Here is a 12,970-nt window from a genome sequence, read left to right as displayed (position 1 = left end):
GGTCACCTTCGCCTGTTTTTGTTGCGCTTCGGTCTTCTTTTTATCGTCTTTTGTGGTTGAATGGTCCGGGGAAAACCACTTAGAAAGGCGGAATAATCCAGCATGCGAAGGACAGAAGGGCGAGCACGCCGAGGCAGGTCTTCGGCACCCTCAGGCAGCGGAACTGTTTTGGCTGACTTGGATGGCTTGCTGTTGACCTCCAATAGCCACACCCGTCCATGGACATCGACTCCCAGATCAATTCCGAATTCTGCGTACTGCCCAGACAGTGATTCTTCTAAAAGGATCGCGAGCTTAAGTGCTACTGCGCGTAACGTTTGAGGGGATGGTCGAGTCGTGCCCGCCCATGGTCCACAAACTCGCAGGGCCTGAAGGGGAGTCATCATCTGCCCGCCTCTGGATATATTGGAAACAATGTGGTTTAATCCCAGGCGAGCTACCATGGAAGTGACGGACCATTCGCCTTTTCGGTCTTTTTGTACCAATACACGAAAATCTGTCGGTCGTCCTTGGATGCCGATTAACGGTAACCCTTGTTGCAGCAAATAGGATGTGCCTTTTGTCCTTTTTTGCAAATACTGATGTAAGCCCTGAATGCTAGCAAATGATTTGCGCAATCCTCCGGGGAACGCTAGCTGGTATCCCTCGGGCGAACTGCGAACTCGAATGATCCCGCGTCCCATGCTGCCGTTAGCTGGTTTAGCATAAATGGTGCGATACGTAGATAGCATTTGCCGCAGGTCTTCCTGTTTCAAATAAGGAACCATACTGGGAAGATGTTCGGAGGCTGTCGGTTGCTTCTCGAGAGCGGCGTGTACATGCCACTTATTCAAAAAACGCTCGTTAAAAAAGGGAATGGAAGCGTCCTTGCAGCGTTGAACCCAGTTGGCCATCTGTTCACTTCGTTCGCGTTGGCGGGATACGAGTCGGTTGTAAATGCATTGTGGAAGCGGAAGTAAGGTTTGTCTCCAGACGCCTCCTTTTCTAACGATTCCGCGCACGATTCCCGCATCCCAGTTGACATCCTGAAGCCGAAATGCGCAAAGGATACCTCCGCGTTTACGGGTGATATCGGACATCTCCTGGAAGAAAGAGTTTAGGTGTCCAAACGGTCCTTGCGAGAACGCTGCATTGTAGCTCGAAACAAGAACACCTACATACGGTCCGAAAACGATTGTTTTCTGACTCGCATCATAACGGACTAAGAGTGGAACGCCCCTGGGTAGATGAAGTGATTGAGCTAATGATGGTCGAATGAAGGTTTTACCCGAGGTTTTGCCTCCCCGTTCCCAAACGCCTACGCGTGCGGAAACGGTTTTGCTCCCAAATTGGACCGCAATGGTGGACGGTGTTGAAAGATTCCATTTGCGCAAGTGCGCCTGGGGCAGGTAAAGGTCTACTTCCGATATTATCTCGTTTTCGACAACGATTGTTGGAATGTAGGACATGAGTATCCCCTTCCCATCAGGCAAAGTTAGTCTATGGTATGAGCATCCAAAACGTTTGGTGCCATGTAGAGAAGAGAGGTTGTTAGGATTTATGAACGCTTGGATACTATTAGTGAATATTGCAGTAGGCTCTGTCATCGGCGGAGTGACGAATGATTTAGCCATCCGAATGCTGTTTAAACCAGTAAAACCGTGGTATATAGGCAGGTGGAAAGTGCCTTTTACCCCGGGATTGATCCCGAGAAGACGGGACGATATCGCGATACAAATGGGCAGACTCGTCGAAGAACATTTGCTGACGACAGAGGGGGTCAAGCGTGCACTGAATCAGAGTGGTTTGGAGAGCACGCTGACAGGATGGATGAACACCATCGCTCGAGACTGGATGACAGATGAGCGCAGCCTACGTCAAGTAATGCAGACGGCGATGCCTCAGTTATTTAAGGAAGACGGAACGTGGAGTGAGAGTGTCCGCGCGCCTATCGAGGCGAAATGGGGTACTTTTGTCGATCAGGTTCTGGCACAATATGAAGAGAAAAAACTGCGAGAGTTGGTTACGGACAACGGACGCGAGCGTCTGGATGCTGCACTTGGCAGTGTGAGCGAACTGCTTTTGAAACGTTTCCGCGAATATTTACATTCCCCGGAAGGCCAGCAAACCTTGCAAAACATGGTTCGCGGATTGCTCGGTGGAGGCGGAGGCATGTTTGGTGGCTTGGTTGGGATGTTTCTTGGGGATGACAAGATTTTGGGCAAGATTCTCCCGTATCTCGATGAGCTTTTGCAAAGCAGAGAGCTTTCGGAGCGCGTGCACTACTTTTTGCATAAGGAAGCGGACAAGCTCTTGGACAAAAGTGTGGGCGAAGTGGTTGCCTGGATTGGGCGAGATCAAGTGGACGATTGGGCGGGGAAGCTTTTTGCCAAGCTGGAGGAGCAAAGCCTGCGCATCGTGGACGAGCCTCTGTCTCGTTTGACAGCGCCTTTTTCTGAGACGGTAACAACGGAACTCGTTCCTCGTTTGTCAAAGTGGATGGTGGACACACTGCAACAAAACATCGAAAGAATATTTTCGCGCCTGGCTATCCGAGAGATTGTTACACGGCAAGTAGAGGGTTTCCCGATTGAAAGAATTGAAGAGATGGTAGTCGGGATCTCAGGCAAGGAATTCCGCATGATTACCGTGCTCGGATTTATCCTTGGCGGGATTATTGGGCTGGTCCAAGGTTTATTGTCCATTTTGGTCAGTTAAACAAAACTGAAAAGAAACTGTAACTGTGTTGTAATAATCCTGTAATATTCCTTGGGTATGATAAAAGCACGATGAAAACCCCCTTAATGATATACTTTCTGGTCGGTAGCTTTCGAAAAAGCTACCCTTTTTTTTTGCCCCGCCTTCGGGTATATTGGTCGAAGGAGCGCACGTACATGGAACGGGTGGGAGAAAAGGAAGGGGGAATAGCAATATGGCAACGAAGCATGAACAAATCTTGCAACATATTGATCGCCTTCCGATCGGTTCGAAGATTTCCGTGCGGCAGATCGCGAAAGACCTTGATGTGAGTGAAGGGACTGCATACCGCGCGATCAAGGAAGCGGAAACGCAAGGATACGTCAGCACGATTGAACGTGTCGGTACGGTGAGAATCGAGAAGAAGCAAAAGGAAAATATTGAACGTTTGACCTTTGCGGAGGTTGTGAACATCGTCGATGGTCATGTGCAAGCTGGACGTGAAGGCTTACACAAGACCTTGAATAAATTTGTAATAGGGGCCATGCAGCTCGAAGCCATGATGCGCTATATTGATGCCGGGAGTCTCTTGATTGTCGGTAACCGCTATCAGGCGCACAAAATCGCTTTGCAACAAGGGGCTGCCGTATTAATTACCGGGGGATTCGATACAAGCGAGGAAATCAAGCAGCTGGCTGACCGCTTAGCGCTGCCAATCATTTCCTCCAGCTACGACTCCTTTACGGTAGCATCGATGATTAACCGAGCCATTTACGATCGCCTCATCAAAAAGGAAATCGTAATGGTAGAAGATATTTTGAAGCCGCTTGCAGAAACGCCTGTCTTATTGACATCAGATTCTGTTGCCAAGTGGCACCAGTATACGGAGCTGTATCAGGACACGAGATTCCCCGTCGTAGACGAGCAGATGCGCCTGATCGGGATTGTTACCTCCAAAGACATCATCGGTCATGAGGAAACTGCGACGATCGACAAGGTCATGACGAAGAACCCGATTACGACCTCGCCGCGGGTATCCGTAGCGTCATCCGCGCATACCATGGTGTGGGAAGGAATCGAGCTATTGCCTGTCGTAGATAACCATCGCAAGCTCGTAGGGGTCTTGAGCCGCAACGACGTGTTAAAAGCTCTGCAATTTACAGCCAAGCAACCACAGATGAGTGAAACGTTCCCGAATCTGATCATGTCGCATTTCCGTGAGGAGCGTCAAGCAGATGAAATGGTTTATCTGGGAGATGTAAGCCCACAAATGACCAACCATCTCGGTACGATTGCCAGCGGAATCATGACGACGGTCATGGTCGAGGCTGCTTGTAACCTGCTGCGGCATCATCGTCGAGGCGACATGGTACCGGAAAATATCACCGTCTATTTCCTAAAGCCAGTCCAGATGGAAAGTCATATCGAAGTGAAACCGCGACTTTTAGATATCAGCCGACGCTTCGGAAAAGTCGAAGTATCCGTATTCCACGGCGATCAGCTCGTGGGGCAGGCTATGATTACTGCGCAAATTATTGAGCGATAAAAGAAAGGAACAGTCTTTCGGGACTGTTCTTTTTTTAGTCGGTAAGCAATTATAAACCGTCACTCATTTTTTGCGTTGAGTTGGGGCAAGAGGCGCGCCTCCTTTTTTCCATGCGCAGAAAAGGGATGTGAATGAAGATTTTAGCCAGCATGCCTACGCCCAAAACAAATACTGCATAAACCAATTCAATTGAGTCAAACAGCGCTCCGTATAATTGAAAACCGATCAGCCTGCCCACAGCAAACAGCATGACCATGACGGAAATAAACCGTCCCAGCATATGTGATTCGATGGTTTGCTGATAGAAGGTACGGAAAAATACACCGTAGATATTGAACATGGAAAACAGAAAATAGCTTACCAATGAATAAAATAGGACTACGGCAAACGGAGAGGTTTGCAAGTGCTGTAAAAAAGAATGACTGCCCAAGAGCAGTAGGGGAAAGACCGCTGCAACGATCCCGATCAGACCGATACCAATACTATGAGAGACGGAAAAGCGTTTCTTTAAAAGGATCACCCCAATAATCGAGGAGACGGAGCCCATAGTTTGTGCACTTTCGACCAGTCCGAAATCGATGTCCGATCCACCAAATACCTGTTTGATCATGTACGGGAAGCCAATCATGACAAAAGGAAAGAGAAAGATATGGGTAAAAAGACCGTTTAGTACAAGTGAACTAATTCGAAGATCCGTGGTGAAAATCTGTAAACCTTCCTGTAGTTCCTTTATAATCGAAGAAGAACTGGGTGCTCTTGGAATCGAAGGAAGCTTCATGAAATACGTGGATGCTGCTGAGCTCAAGGAAAGTACCGCGTTTAGTAAAAAGACGGCTTCAATTCCGCTCATCGTATACAGTAGTGTGCCAATGAGTGGAGCAAGGACACGAACGCTCTCCACGACAGTACTATCCAGAGCGATAGCGTCAGTCAATTCTGTTTTCTTCACCACATGCTGCAAGAGTGTAGTATACGCGGGAACTGCCAGTAGATTGCATACAGAAAAAAATAGAACGGCCACATAAATCATCGTCTCTTTGATGGGCTGAAACAGCGAGAAAAAGAACAGCGACAGCAGAAAAATACCGTAAATGAGATCGATGCTGCAAAGCAGCTTTCGCTTGTCCAGTCGGTCAGCCCATACACCTGCAAATGGACCGAACAGGATTTGCGGGATTACCCCCAGCGCCAGTATGGAAGCAAATTTTCCTGCTGATCCTGTGAGTGCCAGGATGTACAGGGCAAAGGCAACGTTCAGGCAGATCGTTCCAAACTCGCTGGTAGAATGGCGAAACAAAAACAATGAGAAATTCGGGTTGGCAAACAAATTGAATTTCATAGCTGATCCCTCCAAGTGCTCTTAGGCAAAACACATAGGTTGATTGTAGAGGGATCAGGAAAAAAAGCCCGGCAAATTTTGCTGTTAGGATGAGCAATTATTGACATCGGAAGGTGGGGATGAGAATGACGAGCCAGATTACCAAGCCGTTATCCTTGAAGATTGTGAACAGCGCTATTACCATCTATCAGATAGAGGCAGGCGGTTCTGATGAGCTACATCAGCATGATAGTTGTTTTCAAATCAGCATGTTGCTTCAGGGCAATCCGCTGGTGCAATGTGAACAGCAATTTCGCAAGTTGGCAGGACGTCAGCGTCTGGTTGCATCCCCTGGGTGCCAGCACCGTCATTTTTCTGAAGCTGAGGCTATGCGGTTGATGCTCTTCTTTCTCAGCCCAAGCCTTCTGGAGAGCGTCTATGCTGACAAAATGGAAGCTGTTAGCGGACCGATTGAATTTGTCCCATGGTCGGAGGATGAAACGGATGGTTTTCAAAGAATCGCGGAAACAGTCTGTACACAAATGATTACACAGCAGATGGAAAAGCTTGCGCTTGAACAGCTAGAATGGGAGCTGGCCAGCCTGCTGTTAACCGTTCAGGAAGGATCACACACGCAAAAATGGCGGGGCAAGCATCTAGCCGCTTATCCCGCCATCCCTGTATCGATCCATCCTGTCCTGAAAAGGGTGACTGATTTGATCCAGGATGATGTAACCGTAGATTGTTCACTGGATACACTGGCGGGGGTTGCGGGTATCAGCAAATTTCATCTGATTCGTCTATTCCGTGAGCAGATTGGTCGCACCCCGGCGCAATATGTGACAGATCAGCGTGTAACACGGGCGGCCTGGTTGCTCCGACACAGTAAGCTCGCCGTTACGGCCATCGCCTTTGAAGCGGGCTTTGGCAGTGTAAGCACATTTGAGAGGGCATTTAGAAAAAAATATAGCGTAAGTCCGCTCCATTACCGCAATAGCATGTAGGTGCGTACGAATATCGAAAAGTTGGGTTTGCGATGAGGCTATGGGGCCAACCTGCACTCCCTTTTCCATTGTCACCCATGAATTGACAGGGTAAGGAATGTAAATTATCATCTAATTAGAACATCATCTAATCAGATTGAGTAAACGAAGAAAGGAGTGTCCCACTTGCAACTAGATCAACTCGTCACCTTTTACAAGGCACTCGGAGACCCCACGCGCGTGCGTATTCTCGCGATTTTGGCAAATGGTCCACTGCATGGACAGGCGTTGGCAGGCAAGCTCGGCGTGACACCTCCGACCATCACACATCATATGGCAAAGCTTCGAGATGCAGGGGTCGTTTACGAGCGTCGTGATAAAAACACTATCTATTTCTATTTGCATGATGCAAATGTAAAACGACAGTCGCAGGCAATCGTGAATGTCATGGAAAAAGCAAAGGATACGTCAGTAGAGGAGTTATTTGCAGAAGACACCTTACATGTTCAGAGGAGGCACCAGATGGCAGCCGAAAAAATGCAGGTTATTCGCAGCTTCATTACTCCAGATGGCAAGCTGAAACAAATCCCGTCCCAGCGTAAGAAAAAGCTGATCGTCTTTGAATACATGGTGCGCGGTTTAGAAAAAGGGCGCAAGTACAAAGAACCGGAGATCAACGAGTATATCCGTCAGTTCCATGAGGATTACGCTACGATTCGCCGGGAATTCATTATGAATCATTATATGTATCGGGATGAGGGCATCTACGAGCTGAACCCAGAGGAAATGTGGGCAAAAGTCGAAGACCTGCAATAATGGAAATGGCTTCCTCCTGACTTGAACAGAAAAAAGGACAACCTTCGGCACTGCCGCTCAGGTTGTCGAAGCAATAGAATGTCACACAAATCTATTATAGCGAGAGCTCTATCAGGTTTGTATGATAAACAGCTGGGAATAGAGGAAAAGTATTTCCAGTCATCGTTTTCCTAAAAATGAAAAAGGCATGCGGAACGTAAAGCTGTTCCCATGCCTTTTTTTATACCCCTTTTTTCAATTCTGCCTGCCAAGCTGTACGATAACGGAAATAATTGCGAGTTCCCAAGAATAAATTCATAGCCCCTACAATCAGCATGATCAACGCTACAACAATGCGGATCGTATCGAGAGAATCAAAAGTAAACTGATTGATGCCGAACAAAGAAACGAGTATCCCCAATGACACATTCATTTTCCCCAGCAACATACGCGATTCAAGCGGATGGATGCCTCGTCTGCGCGCATGGATACTATAGTAGACACTGGCTACCAGGGAAGCGAGAATACCGGTCATGTAAAAGGCAGGCCACATATATGGATTCATCCTTTCTAGCCATTCTGGTATTACCCATCCTACCAAAATCAGGGGAGAACGGTCAAATACAAGTAAGAACATTTGTTCTCAGCGTCCGTATGCGCTATACTTCCGGTATAATGTAAGAGAGAAAGTTTCCATTGTGAAAATTGAGAGGGGTAATATTATGACCTCCTTTGTCCATTTGCATGTTCATACGGAGTACAGTCTGCTGGATGGAGCAGCACGTATTGATGCACTAGTGAAGCGAGCCAGCGAATTGGGCATGCATGCACTGGCTATGACAGACCATGCCAATCTGTACGGGGCGATCCCGTTTTATAAAGCTTGTCTGGAGGCAGGCATCCAACCGATTATCGGAATGGAAATATACGTAATAGAAGGAAATCTTCAAGATCGCGTGCGAAATGCACCGCCGCCTAGTCATCTGATCGTTCTCGCTGAAAACGAAACGGGCTATCGGAATCTCCTGAAGCTGGCGACAGTCGCGAATACAGACGGCAACTATATTCTTCCGCGTCTCAACAAAGAGGTGTTAGCAAAGCATACAGACGGCCTCATTGCACTGAGCGGCTGCCAGCAAGGGGAAGTAGCCAAGCTGTTACTGGCTGGAGAAGCGGACGCTGCGCAAGAAGCAGCCCGCAAGTATCAGCGAATGTTTGGTGAACAGCATTTTTATTTGGAACTGGCTGATCATGGACTGGAAGTGGAGCGAAGGCTGAATACTCGTCTCGTGAAACTGAGTCAGGAAACGGGGATTCCGCTGATTGCGACGAACAATGTTCACTACATCTACAGGGAGGATCACCAGCAGCATGATATCTTGTTGGCGATCAAAGAAGGCAAGACGATTGGCGAAGAAAACCGTTTTCGCTACGAGACGGATCAATACTATCTGAAAAGTGCCGAGGAAATGGCGGCGCTCTTTGCCTTTGCGCCCCAGGCGTTAGCGAATACGCTAGCCGTTGCAGATAGGTGTAAGCTGGACCTTACCTTTGGCGTGCATATTTTGCCGGAATTTCCCTTGGCAGAGGGACAAGATTCAACACAGTATTTGCGTGAGCTGTGTGAAAAGGGCTGCCTGGAGCGATACGGCGAGATTACGCCAGAGGTGCAAGCGCGTCTGGATCACGAGATGACGATTATTACAGGGACGGGCTTCACCGATTACTTCCTGATTGTATGGGATTTCATGCGGTACGCTCACGAAAACGGGATACCGACTGGACCAGGACGCGGATCTGCGGCAGGTAGCCTCGTCGCGTATGTTTTGAAAATCACGAATGTCGATCCCCTTCGCTTTCACTTGCTCTTTGAACGCTTTCTCAACCCGGAGCGGGTGACGATGCCCGATATTGATATTGATTTTTCCGTAGAGCGCCGTGACGAAGTCATTCACTATGTAGCGAGCAAGTACGGGCATGATCGTGTCGCCCAGATCATTACCTTTGGAACGATGGCGGCTCGTGCAGCAGTGCGTGACGTTGGGCGGGCGTTAGGCTTGTCTTTGGGCATCGTGGATCGCGTGGCCAAAATGATTCCGCAATCGCCAGGCATGACGATTGAGCGGGCGATGCAAATTAACCCAGATATCGGCAAGCTGTGCGCGGAAAACAAACAGGCAGCACAACTCATCGAAACGGCAAAGGGCGTAGAAGGCTTGCCGCGTCACGCTTCCACACATGCGGCGGGTGTCGTCATTTCGCGTGAACCGCTGACGAATTACGTTCCATTACAGACGGGTAATGAAGGCTTGGCACTCACGCAGTATCCGATGGAGATTCTCGAAGAAGTCGGTCTCTTGAAGATGGACTTCCTCGGCTTGCGCAATTTGACCATCATTCAGGAAACGTTGCGTCATTTGCAGGAGCAGGGAATATCGCTTGATCTGGATCAGCTGCCGACAGACGATGAGAAAACGTTTCGTATGCTCTCCCGGGGGGAGACAACCGGCATTTTCCAACTGGAATCTTCGGGGATGCGCAATGTGCTGCGAGATTTGAAGCCGAGCAGCCTCGACGACATCATTGCGGTTCTGGCTTTGTATCGCCCGGGGCCGATGGAGATCATCCCGCAGTACATCGCCGCCAAACACGGACAGAGCAAAGTACAGTACGCTCATCCTGTTCTCGAGCCGATTTTGCGAGAGACGCACGGTTTTATGATTTATCAGGAGCAAATCATGCAGATTTCCTCGACACTCGCAGGCTTCAGTCTTGGTGAGGCAGATATTTTGCGCCGAGCAGTCGGGAAAAAGAAACGGGAGCTATTGGCGGAGCAGCGGGAGAAGTTCGTGGCTGGTTGTGTCCGGCAAGGGTACGGACAAGAGCTGGGCAATCAAGTCTACGATTTGATCGTACGCTTTGCTGATTATGGTTTCAACAAAGCCCACTCGGTGGCTTATGCGGTCATCGCCTACCAGATGGCTTATTTGAAAGCAACTTATCCGCTTGCGTTCATGGCTGCGCTACTATCCTTGTCCATTGGCAGCCAAACGAGAATTGCCGAGTATACGGAAGAAGCGCGGCGACTACAGCTTACTGTGCACGGGCCTGACGTGAATAAAAGCCTGGCTTACTTTACAGTGGAGCAGGATGCGATTCGCTTCGGTCTGGCCGCAGTGAAAAACGTCGGCTACGGTGCCATTGAATCGATCGTGAAAGAGCGCAAAGGCAGACCGTATCGTGATGTCTTTGATTTTTGTGCGCGCGTGGATGCGCGGTTAGTCAATCGCAGAGTAGTAGAATCACTCACTTTATGCGGTGCGCTGGACTCGTTGCCAGGTCATCGCAGTCAGCTCTTGCTATTGCTGGATGAAGCAGTAGGGAAGGCAAACAGCAAGAGAATCGAGCGTGACGCCAACCAGCTCAATCTATTTGCGGTTGAAGAAGATGCGGAACCTTTGCGCGAGCCAGCAGAATATCCAGAGGTAACACCGTTCTCACATACCCAGCAATTAAAAGAGGAGCGGGATTTGATCGGGGTATATATCTCCGGTCATCCACTTGACCAGTTTGCCCATGTCGCGAGTCGCCCGGAAGTAGCCGTTATCTCTTCATTGGGGGATGTGCCGCGCGACAAGACGGTGAAAGTATTCGGAATGATAACGGAAGCGAGACGCATCCAAACGAAAAAAGGGGATCCGATGGCGTTTATTACGCTAGAGGACAAAACGGCGCCAGTAGAGCTGGTCGTCTTTCCGCAGGTGTATACGAAGTATGCGCCTCTGCTCGAGCGCGAACAAATCGTCGTGGCAGAAGCCCGAGTCGAACACCAGGACGAGATGGTCAAGCTCATGGCTTCTCGTTTCTGGGATGCACAAACGCTGCCGCAGCCGAAGTCCGAGACTGTATTATTTGTCAAAATATCGGCAGAGCAAGAGCATGATTCGACGCTGCAAAGACTTTCACGTTTGTTTGTCGAAAAAAAAGGAACGATTCCTGTTATTCTCTTCTACGAAGGAAAAAGACAGACAATTCGCCTGCCAGAAGCAAATTGGGTAGACGTAGATGAGTCATTTTTGGAGCAAGCGCGAGAAATTGTGGGGCCTGACAGCGTAATTCGGAAAGAAATGCCTATAAATTGGGGAGGATGAGGAATGTCCTCCCTTTTTCGCCGTTTTCGGCAGGTTTACAGGAGAACAGTTTTTTATTATATTGAGATCATAACTCAATGAGTGGTCAGACCACTTGGAATAACCCAGGCATTTTTTACTGCCTACAAGCCATCATAGAAACTATTATCGTGAAATGGAGTGGGATCTCATGTCCAACCTGAGAGAGGAAGCACTGGAGCTTCACAGAAAACATCAAGGAAAATTGGAGGCAGTGACCAAGGTACCCGTTCGCAATGCTTACGATCTGAGTCTTGCCTATTCTCCTGGGGTTGCTGAACCTTGCAAAGATATTTTTGATGACAAGTCCAAAGTGTACGATTACACGATGAAAGGCAATCTGGTTGCAGTAGTCAGCGACGGTACTGCTGTATTGGGTCTTGGAAACATCGGACCAGAAGCAGCAATGCCGGTTATGGAAGGTAAAGCAGTTTTGTTCAAATCTTTCGCAGGCGTAGATGCATTCCCGATCTGCTTGAATACAACAGATGTAGATAAAATCGTAGAGACAGTAAAACTGCTCGAGCCTACTTTTGGTGGCGTTAACTTGGAAGATATCGCAGCTCCTGCATGCTTCGAAATCGAAGAGCGTCTGAAGCGCGAAACAAACATCCCGATTTTTCACGATGACCAACACGGTACAGCAATCGTTACAGCGGCAGGTCTGATCAATGCTCTGCGCGTGGTTGACAAAAAGCTGGAAGATATTCGCGTCGTAGCGAACGGTGCAGGTGCAGCTGGTATCGCGATCATGAAGCTCTTGATTTCCATGGGCGTAAAAGAAGTGATCATGGTTGATACAAAAGGAATCGTGTACGAAGGCCGTCCATTCGGTATGAACCCAGTGAAGGAACAAATGGCGAAAATCACGAACCGCAGCATGCTGCAAGGTGACCTGGCTGATGCAATGAAGGGCGCTGACGTATTTGTCGGTGTATCCGTAGCTGGCGCTGTTACACAGGACATGGTTCGTTCGATGAACCGCGATCCGATCATTTTCGCGATGGCAAACCCAGTACCAGAAATCATGCCGCAAGAAGCAAAAGAAGCAGGTGCGGCAGTAATCGGTACAGGCCGTTCCGACTTCCCGAACCAAGTAAACAATGTACTGGCATTCCCGGGAATCTTCCGTGGCGCTTTGGATGTACGTGCAACGGAGATCAACGAAGAAATGAAGCTGGCTGCTGTATATGCAATCGCAGACCTGATCACGCCAGAAGAGCTTACTGCGGATAAAGTGATCCCTTCCGCATTCGATCCACGTGTAGCACCAAACGTAGCTGCGGCAGTAGCAAAGGCAGCGATGGAAACGGGTGTTGCTCGCATCACAGTTGATCCGGAAGAAGTCAAACAAAAAACGACGAAATTGACAGCTATCTCTTACCAAGAAGCGTAAAATACTCTTTATCGAGGCACCGACGACACCCTCCGCGAAAAAACGTAGTCTTTTTACAAACGTGGAGGGTGCTCCTCGTTAAAGGTA

9 protein-coding genes are annotated in these 12,970 nt (G+C 48.8%); 6 read left to right on the top strand and 3 right to left on the bottom strand.

All coding sequences use genetic code 11. The features are described 5' to 3' along the window. Positions 1-2 precede the first annotated feature (2 nt). Positions 3-1,448, bottom strand: a complete 1,446-nt coding sequence (locus HP398_RS16145) for a YheC/YheD family endospore coat-associated protein (RefSeq protein WP_017250738.1) — start codon at positions 1,446-1,448, stop codon at positions 3-5. Positions 1,449-1,539: 91 nt separating this feature from the next. On the opposite strand from HP398_RS16145, the gene HP398_RS16140 reads away from it, so the two are divergent. Together HP398_RS16140 and HP398_RS16135 are read left to right on the top strand one after the other, a co-directional pair. Beyond that, positions 1,540-2,697 carry a DUF445 domain-containing protein gene (locus HP398_RS16140; protein ID WP_017250739.1) on the top strand — a complete coding sequence of 386 codons (1,158 nt, stop codon included), beginning with the start codon at positions 1,540-1,542 and terminating at the stop codon, positions 2,695-2,697. Positions 2,698-2,911: 214 nt separating this feature from the next. Further along, the gene (locus HP398_RS16135) at positions 2,912-4,222 is read left to right on the top strand and encodes a DRTGG domain-containing protein (RefSeq protein WP_173620010.1); all 1,311 of its coding nucleotides are present in this window, start codon (positions 2,912-2,914) and stop codon (positions 4,220-4,222) included. Positions 4,223-4,271: 49 nt separating this feature from the next. Here HP398_RS16135 and HP398_RS16130 read toward each other — a convergent pair whose 3' ends face one another. Further along, positions 4,272-5,561 carry an MFS transporter gene (locus HP398_RS16130; protein WP_017250741.1) on the bottom strand — a complete coding sequence of 430 codons (1,290 nt, stop codon included), beginning with the start codon at positions 5,559-5,561 and terminating at the stop codon, positions 4,272-4,274. A 125-nt stretch (positions 5,562-5,686) separates the two neighbouring features. Between HP398_RS16130 and HP398_RS16125 the strand changes: the two genes are divergently transcribed. Both HP398_RS16125 and HP398_RS16120 read left to right on the top strand, forming a co-directional pair. Continuing rightward, positions 5,687-6,544, top strand: a complete 858-nt coding sequence (locus tag HP398_RS16125; protein ID WP_173623106.1) for a helix-turn-helix domain-containing protein — start codon at positions 5,687-5,689, stop codon at positions 6,542-6,544. 165 nt (positions 6,545-6,709) lie between these two features. Then, a complete protein-coding gene (locus HP398_RS16120; RefSeq protein ID WP_017250743.1) occupies positions 6,710-7,339 on the top strand; it encodes a DUF2087 domain-containing protein in 630 nt (209 codons plus the stop codon). 220 nt (positions 7,340-7,559) lie between these two features. On the opposite strand, the gene HP398_RS16115 is transcribed toward HP398_RS16120, so the two are convergent. Beyond that, a complete protein-coding gene (locus HP398_RS16115; RefSeq protein WP_017250744.1) occupies positions 7,560-7,871 on the bottom strand; it encodes a YtpI family protein in 312 nt (103 codons plus the stop codon). Between the two features lie 169 nt (positions 7,872-8,040). Between HP398_RS16115 and HP398_RS16110 the strand changes: the two genes are divergently transcribed. Both HP398_RS16110 and ystJ read left to right on the top strand, forming a co-directional pair. After that, positions 8,041-11,469, top strand: coding sequence for a DNA polymerase III subunit alpha (locus HP398_RS16110; RefSeq protein WP_173623105.1), 3,429 nt, complete (start codon positions 8,041-8,043; stop codon positions 11,467-11,469). 169 nt (positions 11,470-11,638) lie between these two features. Beyond that, a complete protein-coding gene (gene ystJ, locus HP398_RS16105; protein WP_017250746.1) occupies positions 11,639-12,883 on the top strand; it encodes an NADP-dependent malic enzyme in 1,245 nt (414 codons plus the stop codon). The last annotated feature ends 87 nt before the right edge of the window (positions 12,884-12,970 follow it).

It is taken from the genome of Brevibacillus sp. HB1.4B (assembly GCF_013284285.1).
GTDB classification, from domain to species: Bacteria; Bacillota; Bacilli; order Brevibacillales; family Brevibacillaceae; genus Brevibacillus; species Brevibacillus porteri.
This window is presented reverse-complemented; position numbering and strand designations above follow the sequence as displayed.